Origin of the sequence: Myxococcus llanfairpwllgwyngyllgogerychwyrndrobwllllantysiliogogogochensis (genome assembly GCF_006636215.1) — a bacterium.
Classification (GTDB): domain Bacteria; phylum Myxococcota; class Myxococcia; order Myxococcales; family Myxococcaceae; genus Myxococcus; species Myxococcus llanfairpwllgwyngyllgogerychwyrndrobwllllantysiliogogogochensis.
This window is the reverse complement of record NZ_VIFM01000063.1, coordinates 25639-47831: the sequence shown is the minus strand read 5'-3', so window position 1 is coordinate 47831 and position 22193 is coordinate 25639. Positions and strand designations below refer to the sequence as shown.

Annotated in this window: 17 protein-coding genes; 9 read left to right on the top strand and 8 right to left on the bottom strand. The window is 70.6% G+C overall.

All coding sequences use genetic code 11. The features are described from left to right. Positions 1 to 3838 (bottom strand): non-ribosomal peptide synthetase (locus FJV41_RS17820; protein ID WP_181790732.1); only part of this gene is annotated, 3838 nt, incomplete at its 3' end. Between the two features lie 179 nt (positions 3839 to 4017). Then, positions 4018 to 6078, bottom strand: coding sequence for a hypothetical protein (locus FJV41_RS52320; RefSeq protein WP_174487678.1), 2061 nt, complete (start codon positions 6076 to 6078; stop codon positions 4018 to 4020). Between the two features lie 111 nt (positions 6079 to 6189). Here FJV41_RS52320 and FJV41_RS17810 point away from each other — a divergent pair, with 111 nt between their 5' ends. From FJV41_RS17810 to FJV41_RS17790, 5 genes are all read left to right on the top strand, one after another. Then, complete coding sequence (locus FJV41_RS17810) at positions 6190 to 6363, top strand: Xan family putative trans-acting RiPP leader peptide (protein ID WP_141643698.1); 174 nt, start codon at positions 6190 to 6192, stop codon at positions 6361 to 6363. Beyond that, a complete protein-coding gene (locus tag FJV41_RS17805; RefSeq protein WP_141643697.1) occupies positions 6360 to 7376 on the top strand; it encodes a Rieske 2Fe-2S domain-containing protein in 1017 nt (338 codons plus the stop codon). Before FJV41_RS17810 ends, FJV41_RS17805 begins: the two co-directional genes overlap by 4 nt. A gap of 56 nt (positions 7377 to 7432) precedes the next feature. Continuing rightward, positions 7433 to 8380, top strand: coding sequence for a c-type cytochrome (locus FJV41_RS17800; RefSeq protein WP_246137263.1), 948 nt, complete (start codon positions 7433 to 7435; stop codon positions 8378 to 8380). A gap of 88 nt (positions 8381 to 8468) precedes the next feature. Beyond that, a complete protein-coding gene (locus FJV41_RS17795; RefSeq protein ID WP_141643696.1) occupies positions 8469 to 10382 on the top strand; it encodes a hypothetical protein in 1914 nt (637 codons plus the stop codon). Between the two features lie 15 nt (positions 10383 to 10397). Then, the gene (locus tag FJV41_RS17790; RefSeq protein ID WP_141643695.1) at positions 10398 to 11531 is read left to right on the top strand and encodes a hypothetical protein; all 1134 of its coding nucleotides are present in this window, start codon (positions 10398 to 10400) and stop codon (positions 11529 to 11531) included. 32 nt (positions 11532 to 11563) lie between these two features. Here the strand turns inward: FJV41_RS17790 and FJV41_RS17785 are convergent, their stop codons facing one another. After that, positions 11564 to 12844, bottom strand: coding sequence for a TldD/PmbA family protein (locus FJV41_RS17785; RefSeq protein ID WP_246137262.1), 1281 nt, complete (start codon positions 12842 to 12844; stop codon positions 11564 to 11566). A gap of 183 nt (positions 12845 to 13027) precedes the next feature. Here FJV41_RS17785 and FJV41_RS17780 point away from each other — a divergent pair, with 183 nt between their 5' ends. Then, on the top strand, positions 13028 to 14389 hold the full coding sequence (locus FJV41_RS17780) for a metallopeptidase TldD-related protein (protein WP_141643693.1): 1362 nt from the start codon (positions 13028 to 13030) through the stop codon (positions 14387 to 14389). 5 nt (positions 14390 to 14394) lie between these two features. On the opposite strand, the gene FJV41_RS17775 is transcribed toward FJV41_RS17780, so the two are convergent. After that, positions 14395 to 15717 carry a cupin-like domain-containing protein gene (locus tag FJV41_RS17775; RefSeq protein WP_181790730.1) on the bottom strand — a complete coding sequence of 441 codons (1323 nt, stop codon included), beginning with the start codon at positions 15715 to 15717 and terminating at the stop codon, positions 14395 to 14397. Between the two features lie 151 nt (positions 15718 to 15868). On the opposite strand from FJV41_RS17775, the gene FJV41_RS17770 reads away from it, so the two are divergent. Both FJV41_RS17770 and FJV41_RS17765 read left to right on the top strand, forming a co-directional pair. Continuing rightward, a complete protein-coding gene (locus FJV41_RS17770; RefSeq protein WP_174487673.1) occupies positions 15869 to 16753 on the top strand; it encodes a pirin family protein in 885 nt (294 codons plus the stop codon). A gap of 91 nt (positions 16754 to 16844) precedes the next feature. After that, a complete protein-coding gene (locus FJV41_RS17765) occupies positions 16845 to 17489 on the top strand; it encodes a hypothetical protein (RefSeq protein WP_141643690.1) in 645 nt (214 codons plus the stop codon). Between the two features lie 37 nt (positions 17490 to 17526). On the opposite strand, the gene FJV41_RS17760 is transcribed toward FJV41_RS17765, so the two are convergent. From FJV41_RS17760 to pdxR, 4 genes are all read right to left on the bottom strand, one after another. Next, complete coding sequence (locus FJV41_RS17760; RefSeq protein WP_141643689.1) at positions 17527 to 18744, bottom strand: 50S ribosomal protein L11 methyltransferase; 1218 nt, start codon at positions 18742 to 18744, stop codon at positions 17527 to 17529. A gap of 99 nt (positions 18745 to 18843) precedes the next feature. Further along, entirely contained in the window at positions 18844 to 19272 is a 429-nt protein-coding gene (locus FJV41_RS17755) for a 2TM domain-containing protein (protein WP_141643688.1), read from the bottom strand. Positions 19273 to 19343: 71 nt separating this feature from the next. Continuing rightward, complete coding sequence (locus FJV41_RS17750) at positions 19344 to 19820, bottom strand: carboxymuconolactone decarboxylase family protein (protein ID WP_141643687.1); 477 nt, start codon at positions 19818 to 19820, stop codon at positions 19344 to 19346. A gap of 161 nt (positions 19821 to 19981) precedes the next feature. Then, complete coding sequence (gene pdxR, locus FJV41_RS17745; protein WP_141643686.1) at positions 19982 to 21523, bottom strand: MocR-like pyridoxine biosynthesis transcription factor PdxR; 1542 nt, start codon at positions 21521 to 21523, stop codon at positions 19982 to 19984. Positions 21524 to 21688: 165 nt separating this feature from the next. Here pdxR and FJV41_RS17740 point away from each other — a divergent pair, with 165 nt between their 5' ends. Continuing rightward, positions 21689 to 22012, top strand: coding sequence for a helix-turn-helix domain-containing protein (locus FJV41_RS17740; protein WP_141643685.1), 324 nt, complete (start codon positions 21689 to 21691; stop codon positions 22010 to 22012). Positions 22013 to 22193: the final 181 nt, after the last annotated feature.

Below are 22193 nucleotides of genomic sequence, written 5' to 3'. Positions count from 1 at the left end.
AGAGGCTGAAGAGGATTTCCTCCTGGTGGATGTCGAAGGAGAGGCTGCCGGAGGCGGCCCAGGTGTGGCCGGGGGAAGTGGAGTAGAGGGAGTCGAAGGCGTCGAAGCAGTGGACGACGTTCTGCTGGGTGGAGAGGACGCCCTTGGGCACGCCGGTGGAGCCCGAGGTGTAGAGGATGTACGCCAGGTTGTCCGGGTGCGCGCGTGAGGGCTGCGCGAGCGCCGCACCGGGTCGCAGGGCGTCCTGTGGCTGCACGAGCACCGCGTCGAGTTGAACGCCGTCAAACAGCGAGGGCGAAGCGACGACGAGGCTGGCGCGGGACTGCTGAAGCAGCAGGGCGCGGCGCGCTGGTGGATGAGACGGCTCCAGCGGAAGGCATGCGGCGCCGGTGAGGTGAACGGCGAGCAGCGAGACGACGGCCTCCGAGGAGCGCTCGACGCAGACGCCGACGACGGCCTCGGGACGAGCCCCCAGCGCTGCGAGGTGGGACGCGAGACGCGACGCGCGTGCGTGAAGCTGCGCGAAGGTGAGCGTGGCATCCGGGGCGACGAGCGCGACAGCGTCGGGAGTGCGAGCGAACGTGGCTTCAAGAAGAGAAGCGACAGTGCCGTCTGCGTCGAAGGCCCGCTCGGTGTCGTTGAAGTCGAGCAGGACGCGTCGTCGCTCGTCGGCGTCGAGAAGCGAGAGTTCGGAGAGGGGAAGCTGGGGAGCGGCGAGGGCCTGCTCCAGCAGCAGGACGAAGTGGGACAGCATCCGCTCGACGGAGGCGTGCTCGAAGAGGTCGGTGCGGAACTGGAAGAAGAGCTGGAGCGAAGAGTCCGGCAGCTCGGTGGCGGTGAGCGCGAGGTCGAGCTGGCTGGTGCCGTTGTCGACGAAGACGTGCTGCGAAGACAGGCCGGTGAAGGAGAGGGGCGAGTCGACGCGGCGCAGGTCGAACATCACCTGGAACAGCGGCGCGTGGCTCAGGCTGCGCTCGACATGGAGCGCATCGACGACCCGCTCGAAAGGGGCGTGCTGGTGGCTGAAGGTCTCCAGTGACATCGCCCAGACGTGGGCCAGCAGCATGGAGAAGGGCGCGGCTGGCAACAGGTGGGTGCGCAGCACGAGCGTGTTGATGAAGAGACCGACGATCTCCTCCGTGGACTCGTGACTGCGGCCGGAGACAGGCGTGCCGATGCACAGCTCCTGCTCGCCGGAGTAGCGGTGGAGCAGGGTGGCGAAGACGGCATAGAGCGCCATGAATGGCGTCACCTGGTGATGCCGGCACAGGGCCTCCAGGCGCTGACGGACCTCGCGGGGCAGCACGTGTCGACGCGAGTACGCGCCCCGGTCGGAGAGCACCGGCGGTCGAGGCTTGTCGGTGGGGAGCATGAGCAGCGCCGGTGCACCGGCGAGCTGTCGCTTCCAGTACTCGAGGTGGATGTCCTCACGCGCGCGCACCTCGGGGGTGCGCTGCCACGCGGAGACATCCGCGTAGGTCATGGTCACCGGAGCCGGGGTGGGCTCACGGCCTTCCTGGACGGCGGAGTACGTCCGCGCCAGCTCATTCAGGAGGATGCCCATGGACAGGCCATCCACCACCAGGTGGTGAAGCACCAGAAGCAACACGTGCTGCTCGGGGCCAACGCTGAACAGGCGGAACCGGTACAGCGGCCCGTCTTCCAACGAGAGCGGGCGCGCGGCTTCTTCACTCAGTCGGCGCTGGAGCACGGCCTCCGGTGTCCCCGCCTCGCGCGGGAGCCGCGACAGGTCTTCCACGGCGAGCACGGGCTCGTGCACCGCGTGGGTGTGCAGGCGCGGGCTGCCCTCGACGGGCGTGAAGGTGACGCGAAGAGCGGCATGTCGCTCCACCATCCGGCGCAGCGTGGCTTCCATCGCGGGCACGCTGAGCACGCCCCGGAACTCCAGCGCGTCGACAACGAGGTACGCCGCCGAGTCGGGCTGAAGCTGTTGAAGGAACCACAGCCGCTCCTGTGCCAGGGACGTCATCGGGACGGCGTCGATGGGAAGCTGCGTGGGGCCCGCCAGGGGCGCTCCGAGCGACGCGGCCTTGGGCCCCAGCGCGCGCGCCAGGGAGGCCACCGTGGCGTGGGAGAACAGCGCGCTCAGCGGCAGCTCCACCCCCACCGCATGCTGTACGCGCGCCAGCAGCCGCGTCGCGCTCAACGAGTGCCCACCCAGGTCGAAGAAGTCGCTGTCCCGCCCCACCCTCTCCACACCCAGCACCTGCTGGAACAGGCCCGCGAGCAGCGCCTCCAGCTTTCCTCGAGGCTCGCCTCCAGGGAGGGCGCCCGATGCATCGCCGCGCTCGAGCGGCATCACCCCCAGCGCTCGCCGGTCCACCTTCCCCGAGGTCGTCAGGGGCAGGGTGGAGAGCGTCATGAGCACGGAGGGCACCAGGTGCTCGGGGAGCTGCTGTCGCAGCCACGCACGCAGGGCCGTGCTGACACGGGCCGCATCCAGGCCCACGTCCGGGGCGATGAAGGCCACCAGCGACAGCTCTCCGGCCGTCACCTCGCGCGCGAGCACCGCGACTTCGCGGACCTCGGGATGGCGCGCGAGCAGGGCTTCGACTTCACCCGGCTCCACGCGCATGCCGCGCAGCTTCACCTGGGTGTCGGCGCGGCCCGCGTACTCGAGCTCTCCGTCCGGCGTCCACCGCGCCAGGTCTCCGGTGCGGTACAGCCGCGCGCCGGGGATGGGGCTGAAGGGATGGGGCAGGAAGCGCTCCGCCGTGAGGTCCGGACGGCCCAGGTATCCACGGGCCACGCCCACGCCGCCGATGTACAGCTCGCCGGCCACGCCGGGGGGCAGGGGCTCCAGCGCTTCGTCGAGCACGTAGAGCCGCGTGTTGGGCCACGGCGTGCCCAGGGTGATGGCGCCCGGTACCACCGCGTGCGGAGTGATGGCGGCACAGACGCTGGCCTCCGTCGGGCCGTAGGCGTTGAGCATCCGGCGCCCCTCGCTCCAGCGCTCGGCCACGGCGATGGGCAGGGCTTCGCCCGCGGAGATGACGGTGCGCAGCCCCTCCAGTCCCTCCGTCTCCAATTGCGCGAGCACGGATGGGGTGAGGGTGACGGCGGTGACGGCGCGCTCACGCAGCAGCGCTCGCAGGGGCGCGTCGGGAAGCAGTCGCTCCTGGGGCGCGAGCACCAGCGTCGCACCCGCGAGCAGCGTGGCGAAGACCTCGCACACGGAGGCGTCGAAGGTCATCGACGCGAACTGGAGCACCCGGTCCTCCGGCCGGAAGCCATGCGCCTGGACCGCGGCCAAAGCCGTATTGCGCAGCCCCGCGTGCGGCACCAGGACGCCCTTGGGGCGTCCCGTGGAACCGGAGGTGTAGATGACGTAGGCGAGGTGCTCCGGCGTGGCGACCGCGTCCAGTCGTCCGACGGGCAGGTGCGCGTACTCCGGCCGGGTGCCCTCCAACTCCACCAGCATCTCGCCCCGCAGCGGCAGCTCGTCCATCACCCGCTGGTGCGCGAGCACCACGGGCGCGCCGCTGTCGGAGAGCATGAAGCCCTGGCGCTCGGGAGGATGCGCCGGGTCCAACGGAACGAACGCGCCTCCCGCCTTGAGGATGCCCAGCATCCCCACCACCTGCTCCACGGAGCGCTCCGCGCACAGCGCCACGCGCGTCTCCGGCCCCACGCTCAACGAGCGCAGGTGGCGCGCGAGCCGGTTGGCGCGCTCATCCAGCTCCCGGTACGTCAGCCGCGTGCCCTCGAAGTCGAGCGCCGTCGCGTCGGGCGCACGGTCCACCTGCTGCTCGAAGCAGGCCACCACCGTGTCGCCGCCCTCGAACTCCCGCTCGGAGGCGTTGAAGGTGGAGAGCACCCGCTGGCGCTGCTCGTCGGAGAGGACGGGGCGCGGTCCGGGCTCGTGCGCTGGAGCGTGTTCGGGCAGAGGGGTGGCGGCGCCGGGCGCGGCGACGGAATCGACAGGGGGAACCTTCCGTCCTTGCTGGCTGGGGGAGGCCGGGGCGGAATCGTCTGGAACTGTCATGTGGGTAGGGCTCAGAGCCTGAGGCGAACGTTGATGCCCGCGCGGAACAACCCCATGTCCACCGGTGCACCAGGCGCCACGGTGGGGTCGGGCTGAAAGCGGAACTCGCCGCCGCGCTCTCCAAAGGGAACTTCCACGAAGGCCGCGACCGTCACGTCACGCAGCCGGGAGGCGTTGATGTCCAGCCGGACGACGTAGGAGGGGTCGCCCACGTTGCCCAGCAAGGTGAGCGTTGTCGTCGGCTCGTAGATGTTGCGCGCGGTGACGGCGACCTGCGCCATGCCATAGAAGCGGCCGAAGTAGAGCGGCTGGAAGTCGCCGACGGTCTGCACCCACGTCAGCAGCTCGCGGTCATCGCTGCCCAACTGGTTGTAGAAGCCCTCCAACCGCACCACCGTCTTGAAGGTGTCCGCCACCCGCAGCTCGACCTGCATGCCGCCACTGGCCTGCACCTGCAACCCGTCCAGCGCCCGCACCTGGAAGCCACCGTCCGCCGCGCGCTCCCACGTGGCCACGTCCGCGCCATGCACCAGGGCGATCTCCGTGTTGAAGTCCAGCCGCCCCAGGCCGAGCGAGTAGTCCAGGCCATAGCGGGGGCGCCGCCCCTCATAGAACGAGCCCGTCGCCGCCAGCTCGCTGGTGCCCAGCGCGATTTCCGCGCGCACCGCGCCGCCGTAGCGCACGCGGTCCTCGTCCTCCAGTCCGCCCACTCCACTCGTCGTGTCCACCAGGTCCGCGGTGCCGATGATCCACAGGTTGGCGGCCATCTCCTCCCACGGCACGTTGACCTTCACCATGTCCACGCCGGGCCTCAAGTCGTAGAGGAACAGCGGGTCCGGATTGCGCGAGCGCAGGAAGTCGGTGGTGTTCCAGATCTTCGAGCTGCCCCACTTGATGTGCTGACGGCCCGCGGTGATGAAGACGTGGTCGAAGAGGCCGAAGTAGATCCACAGCCGGTCCAGGCTCGTCACGGGCGTGGAGAGCAGCGGGTCCAACGGGTCGTACGCCATCCGGCCCACCGCGAAGCTGCGCAGCCCGTCGAACGGCTTGAAGTCCAGGTACACGTCCAGCAGCGCCGGGAAGAACGGGTCCACGCCCGTCTTCGCGCTCAGCGCCCGGGTGGCGCCGGATACCTCCGCGCGCTGCAGATAGAAGCCGCCCACCGTGAGCAGCTCCGGCACCTTGAGGAAGGCGGAAGGGTGCAGAGGGTCTTCCACCGCGGCCTCCTCCGTCACCGGCTGGGGCCCCTCGCCCGGCACGGAGGGGCCCGACGTGACAGACGTCCCCATGTCCGCCACCACCACGGGCCGCAGCGAGGTGTCCACGTCAGCGGACGCCGGTGGACGCGGTGCCTGGCCCTCGCCTTCGCCGTCGATGGTTGGCACCGCCAGCGCCAGGCTCGCGGCGGCGGGCGCGTTCGCGGTGTCGGAGGCGGGCTCCGCGAAGGCCTCCACGGTGTTCCCGTCGGCGGTCTCCGTGTCGTCCTCCGCGTCGGTGCCGGACGCGGACACGGTGTCGCCCGATGCGTTGGTGCTCCGAACGCCGTCACTCCCCGAGCCCAGCTCCAGCGGCGGCTCCACGCTGGAGGAGAGCGCGAGGCGCCCCCGGACAGGACGCTCGTAGGTCAGCGCGCGCACGTCGGCACCGGTGAAGAACACCGCCAGGCCGCGCGAGGGATAGTGGAAGTACAGCGTGGTGTCCGCCGTGGCCTTCACCAGGTAGCAGGGCTTCTTGCTCCGGCCGACCTTGGGACACGCCGCGCCGAATTGTTTCTCCACCGCGGCGCGCGAGGGCGGCCGGGTGGGAAAGACATCGATGCGCTGGAGCCTTCGGGTGCGTGTATCCACCGTGAAACGCGCATGCCTCGTGCCCGCCGGCGAGGACTGACCCTGATAGTCGAGCACCAGCGCGCCATCCTCACGACGTCGTGAGTCGGGCTCGCCGAACAGGATGCGCAACTGCGACTCCGTCGTGGTGCCGGGTCTGGCTTTCTTCCAGGGCTCCGCGTGGGCGGTGCCATGAAGCAGACACAACATGGCCACGATGCGCACGACGGAGGGGGCAGGGGGCATGGATGAACGCAGTCTAGTGGCGTTGTGACAGGTGAGGAAAGCCACGGTGGGTTGACATTCCCCCAGCGTTCCCCCGAGCATCCGCCTCCCCTGTGTAGTGGAGGCCATCCCATGGCGTCGGAAGAGACTGCTCAGTCCCCCTCCGAATTGGCTGCTACAGCAGTATCCACATCGACTACCGCCGAGGCGGTGTCCGCTGCTCCCGAGAAGCTCGACGAGATAGAGGAGATCGACTTCCTCCTCGAGGAAATCGAAAGCAAGATCGCCCCGCTCGCCCTGGCATGAGCGCGGCCCACGAGGTCCGCCCGTACCGGGACGCTTTCGCCCCGTACTGGCATCCGGTGGCGTACTCCCACGAGCTGCGGGACGCGCCTCTTCCAGCCCGGCTGCTGGAGACGGATCTGGTCCTCTGGCGCACCGGCTCTGGCGTCGCGGCCTCTCAGCGCTACTGCGCGCACCGCGGCGCGGACCTCTGCTCAGGCTCCATCACCCCCGAGGGCCTTCGCTGCGCGTTCCATGGCTGGACGTACGGCGAGAGCGGGCGCTGCGTCCGGATTCCCTCGCAACCCCAGACGCCCATTCCGGAGCGGGCCCGGCTCGCGACGTTTCATGCCGCGGAGCGGCATGGCCTGGTCTGGGTCTGTCTTTCACCCGAGCCCGCCGCGCCATTGCCAGAATGGCCGGAGCTGGCTGACACGACGACGGTGGCCACGGTGCCGCTGCCGCGCCTGGACTGGGATATCGCCGCCGGCCGCATGGTGGAAATCGTCCTGGACGTGGCCCACCTCTCCTTCGTGCATGAGGGGACGTTCGGCAATCCGGACCAGCCCGAGGTGCCGCCCTACGACGTGGAGAAGCGGTCGGACGGACTCTCCGCGCGCATCGTGTATCCCGCGCTGGCGCCCGGTGTCGGTGGCGCGCCGCCCCGGGTGGACCGGACCACGCTCACCTATGACGTGACGTTCCCTTTCGCCGCGCGGCTGTCCTTCAAGCCGACCCTCTTCTATCCGCACACCGTCTACGCGGTGGCCTCGCCCTGGTCCGAGGAGAAGATGCAGTGCTTCTACTTCGCCTCGTACCACCCGAGGATCCGCAACTTCGCGGACCTTTTCGTGAAGTCGGAGTCGGCCATCCTGGAGCAGGACCGCCGCATCGCGGAGGGGCAGCGTCCGCGCGCGCACCCGTTGGACTTCGCGGGCGAGGTCCTGGTGAAGGCGGACCGGCTCCCCATCGAATACCGCCGGGCCCTCACGGCCCTGCGCTCGGGCCGTCCGGTGGACGGGCCCCCCTTGGAATAGGAACGGGAGACACTCGAGTGAACGCAGGGAGTCGAAGCTGGGGGTGGAGTGTGTCCGTGGTGCTGCTCGTCGCCGGGGCGGCCTGTCGTCAACGGGAAGAGGCTCCCAAGCCGCCACCTCCAGCCCCGCCCGTGGTCGCCGCGAAGCCGGTGGCGCCTCCCGTGGTGCCCGCGTCGGCTGACTCGGCGCTCGTGGCGCGGGGACGGTATCTGGCGGAGTCGGTGCTCGGCTGCGTCGGCTGCCACACCGAGCGGGATTACGGCCGCTTCGGCGGGCCGGTGTCGGGGCCGGTGCTCGCGGGCGCGTGCTTCGGTGAGGAATGGGAGATGCCGGGCACCCTGTGCGCGCCCAACATCACCTCCGACCCCGAGCACGGCGTGGGGCGCTGGACGGACGAGCAGCTGCTGCGCACCCTGCGTGAGGGCTATGGCCGCGACGGACGGACGCTGTTTCCCATGATGCCGTACATGGAGTGGCGCACCACGCTGTCGGACGGTGACGCCCGCGCCGTGGTGGCCTGGCTGCGCACGGTGCCCGCGGTGGCCCGCGCCACGCCCCCCTCCAAGCTGCTTCCGGAGGTGACGGCGGAGATCCAGGACCTGGCCGCGCCCCTGCCCGGCCCCGTCGCCGAGCCCGCCGCGGACCCCATCGCCCGGGGCCGCTACCTGGCGACCGTCGCCCAATGCGCCTTCTGCCACGCCAGCGCGGATGAGGAACCGAAGCCCTTCGCGGGTGGCCGCGCCGCGCCCACGCCCTTCGGCGCGGAGCCCATTCCGTCCCTCCTGCCCGGCGGGCCCGTCATGAAGGGGCTGGACGAGGACGCCTTCGTCGCCCGCTTCACCGCCTTCAAGGACCTGGGCGCCGCGCCCAGCCGCAAGGGCCAGGTCAACAAGCTGGCCATGCCCTGGCAGGCCTTCGCCTCCATGAAGGAGGAGGATCTGCGCGCCATGTACCGCTTCCTGAAGACCCAGGGGACTCCGACGCGACGCGCCAGCGGCCAGTGATTGGCGCGGCGCATTCTTAGAAAGTAGGATACACGCCTTGCCCTACACCGTCCCCTGTTCTCGGTGCGCCGGGCTGGACTCGAACCCCATGACACTGTCCCTGAAAAAGCTGGTCCTGATGCTCCCGGTGTTGGCGGTCGCCTCGGGGTGCAACCTGTTCGACACGGCCGACACGGAAGGAACCCGTGGCCGGGGTGCTCGCGCGTTCGACCCGTACGACAGCTCCGCCTCCGGTGCCATCTCCCTGTCCCTGCTGTGGTTCAAGGGCTGCGCCATCCTCCCCACGGGTGAACCCGTGACGAAGGGGGACCTGAACCTGCCGGCTTACGGGGACACCTGCTACAACATGAATGACGGCTACCCGAGGCCGGACGCGCCCTTCGAGCCGAGCGAGCCTCACGCGCGAATGGTCGTCTCCGCCGGTGAGCTGTACTTCCTGCGCGAGTTCTCCGCGATGGACGTCGAGCTGGCACGCTTCCCTGAATACAACGACAAGCGCACGCCCGCGGCGTGGATGCGCCTGGAGTCGTACTTCAAGGACCTGGACTGGTCGGGCCTGTCCTCGGGGCGTGACGGGTGGAAGCGCCTGCAGCCGCAGACGTTCCTGCGCGAGACGTTCTACGAGAACGCCGCGTGGATGCTGGCCACGGACGACACCTTCCTGCTGGAGGTGCTGGACGCGGACGGCAACGTGCGCGTCAGCCAGACCTACTTGCGCTCGGACTTCCTCGCGGAGAGCCCCGTCACGGGCCGCACCCGTGCCAGCTTCACGGTGACGGGCCTTCAGCGCCCGCTGTTCCCCGGAGACCCCACGCCGCACAGGGCAGCGAACTACGACGCGCTCGAGTTCGCCACGGCGGTGAAGGTGTCCTTCGCCAACTCCACCAACCCCTTCAAGTCCTTCACCATGCCGGACCTGCGGGGCGAGGGCGTCATCCGCTTCACGTGGAGCCAGCTCCCCCAGAAGCCCTTCCTCTTCCCCGTCACCTTCCAGGACGCCAAAGAGCGCCCCCCGACCTGCTACGAGCTGGGGCCGGATGGGTTGGCCACGGACGTGCCCACGCCGTGCGGCTTCGGCCTCAAGCAGAAGGTGCAGGTCTCCCGCCCCCCCAACGGCAACTTCTTCAACGCGGGCGAGACGGTGGACTTCGTCGTGTCGCTCCAGGACGGCGACGGCCATGGCCTGCACCCGCGCGGCTCCATGCCCTCGTTCATGACCTACATGGAGGAGGGCTCCAACGGCCTGGCCTACTTCAACGAGTTCATGCTGTTGACGTGGCGTGACAGCAGCGCGTCCGAGTCCGGCTTCAAGGTCGTCGGGCCGCTGCAGGACCTGAAGGTCGTCAACGGCGGCTTCGTGCCCACGGACTACTTCTCCTATCCCGCCTCGAGCGAGCCGCAGTTCTACGTGCCTCCGGACATCATGGCCGTCGCGGGCGGCCCGTGGGTGCAGCCGACGACGCGCTACACGGTGACGTTGCCGCCGGACGCCAAGCCCGGCACCTACGCCATCCTGCTCAAGGGCCACCGCAACTTCGAGGGCGAGCGGCTCAACCGGTTGGACCCGTTCTTCTTCCAGGTGGGCCAGGCCGAGCCCACCACGTACCCGGGCCGCATCGGCAACTGCCAGGTGTGTCACAACGGGGTCAGCTCGCTGAGCAACGTGCACCACGGCGTCTCCGTTGACCACGTGGAAACGTGCAAGGTGTGCCACCACGACGACGTCGTCGGGCACGTGTCGGACTTCGTCCACCGGCTGCACATCAACTCGCCCAAGTACGTCCAGAACAAGGGTGACTGCACCCTGTGCCACCTGACGCGCGAGAGCACGCTGCGCCCCAGCATGATTGCCTGCGCCGGCTGCCACCCGGGCACCCACGGCACGGAGTACTTCGACCTGCCGTTCCAGGAGATCAACTCCCCCCCCAACGCTTTTGGAAACTGCGCCAACGCCTGCCACGTGACGACGGCTCCCGCCGAGCACGTGCTGCCAGTGCGCTGAGCCCCGAGGACTCCGATGAAGCTCCGCTCCCTGGCTTCCAGCTTCCTGCTCTGCGCCGCCGTCGGCGGGTGTGCCGACTCCGAGGCGCCCGTCATCGTCCTGCCCGACACCGCGCCCGTGGTGGACCTCCCCGCGCGCACGACGAACATCTCGGGCGTGGTCTACGACCCGGAGGCGTTCCTCATCGCCTTCATGACGCTCCCCGAAGAGGTCACCGCGGAGGCGATACCCGGCGTCTTCAACGGGCCCTACACCGCCCTGTCCGCCATCACCGGCGGGAGCGTGACGCTGTCCTCGCCCGAGGGGAGCAGGTTCGCGGCGTCTCCCTCGGACTTCGGTGGGACGTGGCAGTTGGTCGGCGTTCCTTCGGGCGACGCGGCGACGTACATCGCGTCCGCCACGCCCCCCGCGGAGGGCGTGGTGCTGGACCCCGAGTTCCCCATCCCGCTGCCGCCGACGACGTACTTCCCCACCACGTACGTGCGGCCCATCCTCGCCAGCGTCACGCAGTGCTACGGCCAGTCCGCGGTGCTGGTGGGCAACACGGGCGCGCTGGACGCGGTGGCCCAGGCGATGACGGCGGCGGGCACGCCCACGACGCCGGCGGACCTGTTGGACTCCACGAAGACGGGCGGTGTCGCGCTCCTGTGGGTCCACGACATGAGCTTCCTGGCGGACCTGTTCCAGACGCCGGTCGGCAGCATCGCGGAGGCGTCCGCCGGTCAGCTCTTCGCGCTGGACTGGGCTCCCCCCGAGGGCTTGCCGGGCCAGTCGCCCATCGGCTTCAGCGTGCTCCCCGGCTCGGAGAGCTTCCTGGGCTACTTCGCGCTGGTGCTGCCGCCCAACTCCACCGCGCCGGTGACCATCAACCTCATCGACACCTTCGTCCCGGAGCCGGGCGAGCCCGACCCCGACGCGCCGCCCCGGCCGTACCTGCTTCCGTCCGTCGTCGTGGAGCCGCGTCCGGGCGAGGTCAGCGTGTACCGGGCCTTCGGGCAGTTTCCGCTTCCGCCGCCGGGCGAGGAGCCGCCGCCGGGCGGTGGCCTGGAGGACCCGCCTCCGCCGGAGCCGGAGCCCACCTGGGCCTGCTACATTCCGCCCGAGCCCGCGGAGCCCCCAGCCGAGCCGGTGGGTCCCCCGGCCGAGTAGTCATGCGAGCGAGGTCCAGGCCTCGGGGGTTCTCAAGCCCCGGGCCGGACCTGCAGCGCGCGGAAGCGGACCGACGGCTGCCCGAAGGATACGGGCAGCGGGCCGTGGTCCAGCTTGCGGCACCCGCGCGTGGCGAAGAGGTTGAGCGCGTCGGAGCCCACGGCGTCGATGGCGGCCAGCGCCGTCAGCCCGTTGCCCCAGAGGATGCCTGGGCCCACGCGAGCCCCCGCGCACCCGTCGCGGACCTCACGGGCCTCGACGATGTAGAAGCTGAAGTCCCCCGACAGCAGGTTCATGTGCCGTGGAGTGAGGTGCTGCACGAGCAGCCCGTGGCCCATGTCCGCGAGGAACGCGTTCAGGTTTCCCTCGTGGGGCTCGACGCGGGTGTGGGCCATGCGAGGCAGCGGCGGATGGCGGAAGTCCACGCGCCGGCCGTGGCCGTTGGGCTCCAGGCCGAGCGCCCGAGCACTGCGCGTGTCCAGCAGGGGCGAGGTGACGACGCCCTCGCGCAAGAGCGGCACCGCGCGCGCCGCGTGTCCCTCATCGTCCCAGGCGAAGCCGAGCGCGCCCTGTGCATCCGTGGGGTCGTCCGACACGTGGACGAAGGGCTCCGCCACGCGCTGTCCCATCCGGCGCGCGAGGAAGGAGCCGCCTCGCGCGACGACATCCCCTTCCATCGGATGGCCGCAGACCTCGTGGAAGAAGCACGCGGAGGCCGCGCCCGGTGGGAGGAGGATGGGCAGCGCCTCGGAGGGGCATGGCACCGCGGGAGTCGTCTCCCGAAGCTCGCGCACCAGCGTGTCCACCCAGGCTTCCAGGGCGGGCAGGGCCGCATGGAGGTGCGCGGCGTCGGGGTGGCTGACGCAGCGCCAGGCATCGAACCGGGGGCCACCGGGCTCGCCGTGGAAGGCCTTCACCTCCAGCAGGGCATGACGGGTGTGCTCCTCGACGAGCCGCTCGGGATGGGCGTGGAGCGTCCAGCGGTCCACCTCGCGCAGCGTCACATCCAGGTGGGCCGCGCCCGCCTCGCGAGCGACTGTCACCAGCCGGCGCACGACGTCCTCGCGAAGCGCGGCGCCGTCCGCCAGCGCGGGGGGACGAACCAGCGGTCCGCGTGTCCGCTCCAGCACCTCACCGGGGAGCAGGCCTGGCGCGGGCGCGTCCCGTGCCAGCTCCGTCCAGGTGTATTCGCCGTGGCTCGGGCTGCCCTTGCGCGCGCAGACACCGCGCTCGAAGGTCGCGGGTGGCACGCGGATGCCGGAGCGCAGGTGGAGCACGTCGGAGACCTCGCGTCGCTCCACGAACCAATCCAAGGCGAGAGGCTCCTTCCGTCCGTGTCGGGGGACGCGCGAGGTATCGCGCTCCCAGGTTGTATCACGCCGCGTGGTGGACCGAGACCGGGGCTGGTGGAGGACTTCCACGAGACGCATGATGCGGGGACGTGAGCGCGTGGCGCGACGGGGCTCGGAAGCAGGCCCTTGGGTGGATGAGTCCGCATGTCGAAAGGTGACGAGGACGTGGACGCGACGGAGGCCGACCTGGCGGACACGGTGGGCCTGTCACCCCGGGACTGGAGTGTCGAGGCACGGAAGGTGATGGACCGCCTGTGTCGCGAGCGAGGATGGCGGAGCGCGGAGCTCTACCTGCTGTCGCATGCGGACCTGTCGATGGATTACGACGTGGCCACGCGGACCTCCTCCTGTAGCTGGGGGCACGGGTTTACCGCCTCCGCCCGGGTCTGGACCGAGTCGCTCATGGGCACCGCCGTCGAGTCCGTGGATGGCGTGGCGGCCCTGGAGCGGTTGCTGTTGTCCGCGGAAGGCAAGGCACGCACCGGTACGCCCGTGCCTCTTCCCGCCTCGCTCGAGAGCACCCCGGTCTCCCAGACCGCGTGGCGCCCGCGGACGCATCCCTCGCGCGCGCGCCTCCGCGCCGAGCGCATCGTCGAGGAGGTCCTGCCCGAGGGAGTCGTCGTCCAGGCCCTGGTGGTGAAGCAGGAATGTTCGGGGGCCTTGCTCCTGCGCGGCGATGGCTTCGAGTCCTTCCGGCAGGTCGAGCATGAGGCGGCCTTCCTGCGCTGTGAGACGTCGCGCGGCGCGCTGGTGGATGCCGTGCCCCTGCGGCCCGGGATGACGAAGGGAGAGGGGGACCTTGGCCCGGTGCGCGCTCGCCTGGCCGACGCCGTGTCCGCGCTCGAAGGACCCGTGAAGAAAGCGGACCGCTCGCTTCCCCTGGTGCTGCGGCCCGCCGTCGCGGCGCCGCTCGTCGCGGGGCTCGCCTGGCTGTTGCGAGGAGACATCGCCTCGGCGATGCCCGCGCTCACCCGCGCCGTGGGCCGCAAGCTCTTCCCTTCCATCCTGTCCGTGGTGGATGACCCGCTGGACCCCCGAGGCACCCAGCACCGGAGCATCGATGACGAAGGGCGGCCCGCCCGCGTCCTGCGACTCGTCGACGAGGGCCGCCTCACGGGGTTCCTCCACACGGAGGAGACGGCCGCGCGCCTCGGGGTCGAGCCTGGGGGCCGAGGACTCCGAGAGCTCGCTCACCCCGCGACGTCAACGCCGCTCAACCTGTGTGTCCTGCCGCGCGAGGATGCGCTGCCTTCCGACTACACGGAGCTGGTGGCGCGCGTGGAGAACTTCTCCACCATGCCCACGCCGGGCACGGTGTCGCTCATCGCGGGAGGCTGGGAGGTCCGCGACGGACGTCGGGTGCACCGCGTGGAGCCGCTGGAGCTGGAGCTGCCCGTGCTGGAGACGTTCCGCGGCTTGCGCGGCGTCGGCTCGGACCTGGCCTTCTTCCCCTCGGCCGAGGGGTGCGGCACGCCCACCCTGGTGCTGCCTCCCCCGGGAGGGTGAGGCGTTCAGCGTCGGCGCGTGGGCACGTGGCGCCACACCGCGCGCCACCGCGCCAACTCATCCAACAGGGAGCGCACGCCCGCGCGGGGAAACGCGCGCGAAGGCAGGCGTCGGAAGAAGGACTCCTCCAGCGCCTCCACTGCCTGGGGCCGGCCGGAGTTCAGCGCCTCCACCAGCGCATGGAGCCGCCGCCGCGCGCCCGGCGTGGAGCGCAGCGTCCGCGAGTAGCCGTTGGCGGCCACGACGAGGCGCGCTTCGTCCAGGGGCACCATCACGATGGGCCGCGCGGGGCTCGCCACCACCGTGTCCTCGAGCGTGAGCGGCGCAAGGCCCCGCGCCTCGGGAGGAGGACCTTCCAGGGCGCCGTTGGAGAGAAAGCGCGCCCAGCCTTCGGTGAGCGTGACTCGCGTGGCTCGAAGCCCCGGGCCCCGGGCCTGCCTGGCGAGCGCGGCGCGCACCGAACCTGGCAACGTCCAGCGTCCGTCCTGGGGCAGCTCTCCATGACGCAGGCTGCTCGGCCACGGCTGCTCGGGCGCGCGGTCCAGGAACATGGGCGCGCGGAAGCCGAGGCCCAGCGAGGCGGCGATGGTGAGGCCCTTGCTCGGCTCGGAGCGGTGCCAGTACGAGGAGGGCCAGTACATGAAGTCCCCCGCGCCGGCCTCGAGCACGCGCGCCTGGGCCATCATCTGACGCTCGTCCTCCGCGTCGCGCGGCACCACGCCGTGTGGCCGGTCCTTCAGCCCCGGGTCCGCATGCGGCGCCACCTCCGGCCGCGAGCTGAGCGCCTCCAGCGGCCAGAAGCTCATCCTGCGGCGGCCCTGGATGACGAAGTAGAAGACGTGGAGGTCGTCCTTGTGCACGCCGAACGGCGTGTGGCGGTAGTTGCCCAGGAACAGCGCGGAGTCCGCGCCCCCCAGCGGCACGCCGAGCGCGCCGTGGAAGCCGGACAGGAAGCTGCGCATCTGGAGCCAGTGACTCCAGTGGTGGCTCTCCGTGCTGCTCAGCACCAGTCCGAAGCGCCGTCCCTGCAGCAGTCGCTCCATCCGCCGCGCGTACCCGTCGACGTCACCGTCCTCCGGCAGGGGCAGGTAGCGCGACAGCGCGACGGCCGCGAGGACCTCCGGCGGTCCCTCCGCGGTCGCCTCGCTCTCCACGTAGAAGCGCACGGGCAGCATCGACTCGCCCTGCCGGTAGCGCATGCCCACGTTCAGCAGCGCCTCGAAGATTTCCGAGGGCGACGGGAAGTGGCGGGGGAACATCCCCGGGAACACGGTGGGCCCCTGGTCCCAATGCTCGCGGGCGAAGCGCTTCCAGAAGGCACGCGGCAAGGCGAGAGACGGTTCAACCGGGAGTGCGGCGGAGGCTCGTGCCATGGGTCCGGGGGGATGCGCGAGGGGAAGAGTGGGTGATACTAGCATCCGGCATTCGGGCTCCACGACAACGCGGGTTCACGCGGACGCCCGGCGAGGAGAGTCGAGCATGGGGACGGATTCAGCGTCGGCGGCGCGCGTGGATGCCCTGGCGGAGCGTGGCGTGGCTGCCCTGTGGCCCGCGAAGCCGACGGAGCTGGTGGGGGACTCGCGGGTGCTGCGAGCCCTGCCCCGGGTGGAGTTGCGGCGCGTGGGGCCCTTCGTCTTCTGTGACCACTTCGGGCCCTCGCCCGCCGTACCGGGCACCATGGCCGTCCCCCCGCATCCCCACGTGGGCCTCCAGACGGTGACGTACCTGTTCTCCGGCGCCCTCCGTCATCGCGACTCCGTGGGCTCGGTGCAGGACATCCATCCGGGCGATGTGAATTGGATGACCGCCGGACGCGGCATCGTCCACGCGGAGGACGTGGATTCGAGCCCCGGCGCCGCGCCGCTGCACGGCATCCAGACCTGGGTCGCCCTGCCGCGAGAGCAGCGCCACACGGAGCCCTCCTTCGAACATGTCCCCGCGTCGCGGCTGCCCCTCGTGGAGCGCGAGGGCGCCCGCGTGCGCGTGCTCGCCGGTCGCCTGGGCGACGCCGTCTCCCCCGTGCCCACCTTCCATCCCTTGACGTACCTGGACGTGGAGCTGGAGGCGGGGGCCTCGGTGTCGCTGCCCGTGCCGTCCACGCACGCGCTCGCGCTCTATGTGGCGGACGGGGACGTGGCCGTGGGTGGGACGACGGTGGAGCGGGGCGTGCTCGCGCACCTGGACGAAGGCGCCTCCACGCTGTCGCTGCACTCGGTGAAGGGCGGGCGGGCGGTGGTGTTCGGAGGTGAGCCGCTGCCGGACCCGCTCGTCATCTGGTGGAACTTCGTGGTGGACAGCGTGGCCGAGGGGCGCGCCCGGCTGGCGGACTGGGAGGCGGGTCGCTTCCCGTCGCTCGCACCCTGAGCATCCGGGGTGACAGGCCCTCGTACCCGAGGGCCTCCTTTCCGCGTCGGGAATCCAGTGCATGCTGCGCGCCCACTCGGGAGGAGCTGGGATGTCGAGTCAGTCGTTGGCGATGAAGCTGCTGGAGGGCGCGCGGGAGTGGGCGAAGCGGCTGCCGTCCCCGCTCTCCGGAGACGTCGCGGTGGACGTGGGCGGCAAACGGCTGCGCCTGTCTCACGTGCGCGTGGAGACGGTGGTGCGCCAACTGCTCGGCAAGGCGAAGAACGTGGAGCTGCGCCACTGGGAGGCCCGGCCGGAGCTCTATGACATCCGGCTGTCCGTGAAGGGCTGGAAGCTGCGCGTGGAGACGACGCTGGAGCGGGTGGAGTTCGTCTCGGGGCGCTATCGGTTGTGGCTGCGCACGCCCGGCCGTGTCGAGCTGGAGGAGTCGCGCGGGGCCTCGTCGCTGGTGATGGGACTGTTGCGCGCGGGCGCCGGCCGCTCCGCGCTGCGCGCCATGGCGGAGCGGCTCCTGCCGCCGGGGTTCCGTTGGGACGGCCAGGTGCTCCAGGTGGAGGGCCGTCTCCCCGCGGAGGGAGTGCTCTCCGCGAGGCTCTTCGAGACCGCGTCACTCGCCATGAGCGTGGAGCACGTCGAAGAGGGACTGTGGCTGGGCGCGGAGGAGTGGCCTGGACTGGTGGACATGCTCCAGGCGGTGTTCGGCACGGAGCTGCCGCGCACGCCGCCGGGGACCTGAGCCGCCACGGCGTGTGGGCCACCCCGCCGCCGTCCCATCAGGCGAGGACGATTTTGAACCGGTGTCCGTGGGAGCGGTTGAGCGTCGAGACGATTCTCACCCGGTCTCCGGGCTGCACCTGCACCCGCTCCTTGAACTCCTTCACCTGGAAGCCCCAGCACGTCGGCGGCGCGGAGGGCGAGGTCGACAGGACGGTGTGCTCGTCCATGTGCGCGCGGAAGTAGATGGCCACGCCACCCAGGATGCCGGGAGCGTTCACCTCGAGCACCGATTCGACGGACTGCTCGTTCATCGCCTCGGTCAAATCCCCGTCGAGCTGGACGTCCCGGAGCAGGCAGGGGCGGGTGAGCAGCGTCTGCGGAGCGGTGGGGGGAATGACCATCCCTCCCTGGTCGAAGTTCGGGCCGGCGACGTCGAACGCGGCCTGCATCCGCTTCAACACGGGCTTGAACGACAGGCCATAGAAGTCGTTCAGGTTCTCCGCCTCCCGCAGCATGCGCTGTCCGGAGCTCACCGGCTCCGTCATCTGGACGCCGACACACATCGCCTCGATGCGATGGGGAATCAGCCGGCCTCCCGGGGCGAGGAAGTGCTGCGTCGCGTGTTGGATTGCGGGCAGCAGGTTCTCCCCGAACGGGTCTGTGTTGAGCAGCTCATGGACAATCACGTTCGCGCGCTGGGGCAGCTCGATGTCGCGGCTGTTGCCCTGCAACAACGTGATGCGGTCCGCGACGCCATTCTCGGCGTACATCTCCAGGGCCACCTCCGCGATGGCGGACTCCTCGATGGCATAGACATGTCGTGCCCCCGCCTTCGCGGCGAGAATCGCGAGCAGGCCCGTCCCCGTTCCGATGTCGAGGACGACCTGGTCCCTGGCGTGCCGGAACAGTGACGAGCGGTAGGCGTGGACGCGCACCGTGTCGTAGAGCATCCGGTGATGCTCGGCGATATCCGCCCAGCCTCCCGGCCCCAGCACGTAGCGCGAGCTGTCCACCTGGGTGCCCTTCACCGGAACCACCACCGAGTGGGCCAGGAGCGTGTCGAGGGCTTCGTCGAGCTGGGCGCGCGAGAACGTGCTCGGTATCGCGAGGACGTCTTCCTTCGGGCAGGCGGACCGCAGGGACCCGACCAGCCACCATTGCGCGGGGGTGAGGGTCAGGGGTGGATGGGACATGGAGGCGAGCGCGGTCATCTGCCCCTGCGCGTTCACCATCATCATCAGGGACTGGGACACCCGGAGCTGCTCGTCAGGCATGGCGGCATGACCTCACAAGGCTTCAACTCAAATCAGGTAAGATGCGGATTCAATTCTTACCCTGTTGCGAGTCCTTGCCAAGGTCCCCACCGACACGACCTAGTCCTCGTCCTCCACCTTCAGCTCGCGTCGGGCCATCCCCATCACCGTGCCCATGGCATGGAACGCCAGCCCGATGCCCCAGCCCAGCGCGGGCCAGTGCACCCACCAGCCAGGGCCGGAGAAGAGGTCAATCAACGTCAGCCCGCCGAGGGCGATGGTGTAGCTGAGGCCGTGCGTCGCCAGGCCCAGCAGCTCCTTGCGGTCCTTGCGCTGGTGCTGCTCCTTCTGGGCGCGGGAGACCAGGGCGACCTCCACGGCCGCCTCGCTCAGGCCCATCTCCCGCGCCATGGTGAGCACCTCCTCACGCGTCAGGGTCCGCGCCGGCTCGCGACTCGCGAGCGCATGCGCGCTGGCCTCGCGGATGATTTCCGCGGCCTCTCGCTCCGTGAAGTGGGTGGGGGGCGTTTTCTGTCGGGTGTCCGCCATGAGTCCCGGACAGTAGTGCTTCGCCCGGGCTCGCGTCGATACACCCGGGCGGCGTCGCGAACCGCATGGCTTCAGCCGGCCTTGTGCGCCGACTTCGGCGGCTGGTAGGCCCCCGGCACCGAGCGCGCGGCGATGGCCAGCCGGTTCCACGCGTTGATGGTGGCCACCGCGCCGGTGAGGTCCGCCAGCTCCTTGTCCGTGAAGTGCGGCTTCACTGACTCGTACACGGCCGAGGACACATGCCCGTCCCGCAGGTTCGTGACGGCCTCCGTCCAGGCCAGGGCCGCGCGCTCCCGCGCCGAGTAGTAGGGGCTCTCCTCCCACGCATCCAGCCCATAGAGCCGCTGCTCCGTCTCGCCGATGGCGCGCAGGTCCTTCCAGTGCATGTCGATGCAGTACGCGCAGCCGTTGAGCTGGGAGGCGCGCAGCTTGATGAGGTGCAGCAGGCCCACCTCCAGCCCGCACTGATGCAGATACTTCTCCAGTCCCATCATCGCGGTGAAGATGCCCGGGGCCAGCTTCGCGGTCTCGAAACGCTGTGCTTCCATGGTCTTTCGTCTCCTGCAGGGCGGGACGTCGTGTCCCCCTCGCTGATGCGTGAAGTAACCGGGGGGCCCACGACGCGCGAGGGCCACTCGCGCACCCCTCGATGGTGCCACTTCGGACCTGGGTGGGGGGCCACTTCCCAGCGAGCCGCGAGGGACTCTGTTCAGCGCAGGGCGCGCGCGAGCAGGCGCACGCCCTCGGTGATTTCCTTTTCGGGCACACACGCGTAGCCGAGCAGGAGCGCTCCGGGGCCCGTGGACTGGGTCCGGAAGGCGGACAGGGGCTGCGTCATCACCCCGGCTTCGATGCCGCGCGTGCTGGCCTCGCGGTCCTCCATTCCCTCCGGCAGCCAGCCCACCAGGTGCATGCCCGTGTGGAGGGGAGACACGTCCAGTTGCCCGCGCAATTCGCGCCGGGCTGCTTCCACGAGCGCCTCCTGCCGGCTCCCATACAACACGCGCATGCGGCGCACGTGGCGGCTGAAGTGGCCCTCGTCGATGAAGTCCGCGAGCACCGCCTGCTCGATGACGGGTGTGTGGCCGTCCGCGAAGCGCCGCGCCGCGCTGAAGACGTCCACCAGCGACTCCGGCACCACCAGGTAACCCACCCGCAGGGCCGGAGACACCACCTTGCTGAACGTGCCGATGTAGATGACCCGCGCGTCCGGCGACAGCCCCTGGAGCGCGGGCAGCGGACGGCCCACGTAGCGGAACTCGCTGTCGTAGTCGTCCTCCACAATCCAGGCATCCGAGCGCACAGCCCACGCGAGCAGCGCCTGCCGCCTCTCCTCGCTCATCGCCACGCCCAGCGGGAAGTGGTGGGCCGGGGTGACGATGGCCAGCCGCGCGTCCGGCCGCAGCCGCATGCCGGCGTTCACGTCCAGTCCCTCCGCGTCCACCGGCACGGGCACCAGCGTGGCGCCCGCGGCGACGAGCGCGCCCCGGCTCGCGAAGTAGCCCGGGTCCTCCACCCACGCGGCGTCGCCCGGGTCCAGCAGCACCTGCGCCGCCAGGCTCATCGCCTGCTGCGCGCCATTGACGATGATGACCTGCTCCGGGACACACCGCACGCCCCGCGAGGTCGCCAGATAGTCCGCGACGGCGCGCCGCAGGGGCGGATGGCCCGCGGGCTCCGCGCGCTTGAGCAGGTCGCCCCACGAGCGCCGCCAGCGCGTGTTGAGCAGCCGTCCCCACAAGTCACTTGGGAAGGCATCCACCGACGGCGTGCCCATGCGGAACGCCAGCCGGCTGGCGGGAATGCCAGGCGCGGTGATGCGCAGGTCCGGCAGGCCGGCCACCGCCCACCCCCGCTTGGAGATTCCCGGCGTGTGCTTCGGCTTCGGCGCGGTCACGGGAGCCCCGGCGCGCCGCGAGGCATGCAGCCGCTCCGGCAGCTCGTGCGCCACATACGTGCCCGAGCCCAACTGGCCCAGCAGATAGCCCTCCGACAAGAGCCGCGAGTACGCGTTGAGCACCGTGTTGCGCGACATGTCGAGCTGCTCGGCCAGCGCGCGCGTGGACAACAGCCGCGTGCCCGGCGCCAACCGCCCCGCGACGATGGCCGCGCGCAGCGCCTCCACGAGCTGCGTCTGGAGCGAGGCGCCCGAAGCACCGTCCAACACCAGCGACGTGGCCGCCATCACCACCGGCCGCTTGCGTGCCCGCCGCCGAGGACCCCCCTTCGCGCCGGGCTTCGAGGGCGTCATGTCCCGCGCATCCCAGTCCCAGAGAATTCACACCGGTGATGTTTGGAATCACGAGCCATCACTGTTGGAAACGTCCGCAAGCAGGTTACGTCCCGGCCGTAGCGCGAGTCGCGGCCGTGGCCCGCCCTGGGTCCGGAAGCCTGAAGGAAGAGAAGGGGAAACGTCATGCTGGGGTGGCCCTGGTTTCACCTCATCGTCGCGCCGCCGCGCGCGGGAATCGAGGAGGGAATGCGCGAGCGGCTCCTGCACGTGGCGGAGCAGCTCGTCAGGGAGCACGGACTGGAGGCGCTGACGCTCGCGGCGGTGGCCCGGCACGCGCACGTGGGACGCGGCGCGCCGCGCTACCACTTCGGCGGCAAGCGTGGGCTGGTGGACGCGCTGGAAGAGGCGCGCCGCGGCAACGTCGTGGAGCTTCGCGCGGTGCGCCAGCAGCGGCTTTCAGTGGCGTCCGGACGCCGTCAACGCGCCGCTGTCCACAGGCGCCGTTGAGTCCTTCACAATCCGGGTGGACGTCGCGCCCGCTCCCAGGCATGACGGGGCCGGGCGGGGGAGCTGGGGTGTCGCGGAGGTATTGGCCGCCTGCCCGAGGAGGGCTCCGGCAGAGGCTGAATGCGCCCTTTTCGCCGGGTCTTCTTACCTTCCGGAATGCGGCGGGTGGGAGCGCCCACCG

Bases quoted from the DNA above. Each gene is read 5' to 3' on its own strand.
- FJV41_RS52320 (WP_174487678.1), bottom strand. From the start codon at position 6,078: ATGCCCCCTGCCCCCTCCGTCGTGCGCATCGTGGCCATGTTGTGTCTG.
- FJV41_RS17810 (WP_141643698.1), top strand. From the start codon at position 6,190: ATGGCGTCGGAAGAGACTGCTCAGTCCCCCTCCGAATTGGCTGCTACA.
- FJV41_RS17805 (WP_141643697.1), top strand. From the start codon at position 6,360: ATGAGCGCGGCCCACGAGGTCCGCCCGTACCGGGACGCTTTCGCCCCG.
- FJV41_RS17795 (WP_141643696.1), top strand. From the start codon at position 8,469: ATGACACTGTCCCTGAAAAAGCTGGTCCTGATGCTCCCGGTGTTGGCG.
- FJV41_RS17790 (WP_141643695.1), top strand. From the start codon at position 10,398: ATGAAGCTCCGCTCCCTGGCTTCCAGCTTCCTGCTCTGCGCCGCCGTC.
- FJV41_RS17780 (WP_141643693.1), top strand. From the start codon at position 13,028: ATGTCGAAAGGTGACGAGGACGTGGACGCGACGGAGGCCGACCTGGCG.
- FJV41_RS17770 (WP_174487673.1), top strand. From the start codon at position 15,869: ATGGGGACGGATTCAGCGTCGGCGGCGCGCGTGGATGCCCTGGCGGAG.
- FJV41_RS17765 (WP_141643690.1), top strand. From the start codon at position 16,845: ATGTCGAGTCAGTCGTTGGCGATGAAGCTGCTGGAGGGCGCGCGGGAG.
- FJV41_RS17760 (WP_141643689.1), bottom strand. From the start codon at position 18,744: ATGCCTGACGAGCAGCTCCGGGTGTCCCAGTCCCTGATGATGATGGTG.
- FJV41_RS17755 (WP_141643688.1), bottom strand. From the start codon at position 19,272: ATGGCGGACACCCGACAGAAAACGCCCCCCACCCACTTCACGGAGCGA.
- FJV41_RS17750 (WP_141643687.1), bottom strand. From the start codon at position 19,820: ATGGAAGCACAGCGTTTCGAGACCGCGAAGCTGGCCCCGGGCATCTTC.
- pdxR (WP_141643686.1), bottom strand. From the start codon at position 21,523: ATGACGCCCTCGAAGCCCGGCGCGAAGGGGGGTCCTCGGCGGCGGGCA.
- FJV41_RS17740 (WP_141643685.1), top strand. From the start codon at position 21,689: ATGCTGGGGTGGCCCTGGTTTCACCTCATCGTCGCGCCGCCGCGCGCG.